The sequence below is a fragment of the Salegentibacter tibetensis genome (assembly GCF_020164485.1).
In the GTDB taxonomy this organism is placed as follows: domain Bacteria; phylum Bacteroidota; class Bacteroidia; order Flavobacteriales; family Flavobacteriaceae; genus Salegentibacter; species Salegentibacter tibetensis.
The window spans coordinates 1-299 of the sequence record NZ_JAIQZA010000135.1 but is presented as its reverse complement, the minus strand read 5'-3'; the positions used below and the strand labels follow the sequence as shown (position 1 = coordinate 299).

Below are 299 nucleotides of genomic sequence, written 5' to 3'. Positions count from 1 at the left end.
AGTATATTACTTACATTCAGTTTAGGGGCATATTCAATATGCATGTGAACATGATCCGAACTAACAACTCCTTTTAGTATCTCTATTCCTTCTGCTTCACATATTTGAACCAAAAGTTCACGACAACGCTCCTGGATATCGCCTTGAAGCACTTTGTATCGATATTTAGTCACCCAAACAACGTGACAAGTCAAATGACTGACTGTGTGTGAGCCTTTTCGTTGATAACTCATAGCTCGAAAATATAGATTTTTTCGCAATACTAAAGTGCTGCAATAAAATTGCAGGGTTTAAATCCC

The 299-nt window shown here is 37.1% G+C and carries 1 protein-coding gene; it reads right to left on the bottom strand.

Annotated features, from left to right (window positions below; all coding sequences use genetic code 11):
* On the bottom strand, positions 1-233 hold a 233-nt coding region (gene tnpA, locus LB467_RS18820; RefSeq protein ID WP_224475681.1), incomplete at its 3' end, for an IS200/IS605 family transposase.
* Between the last annotated feature and the right edge of the window lie 66 nt (positions 234-299).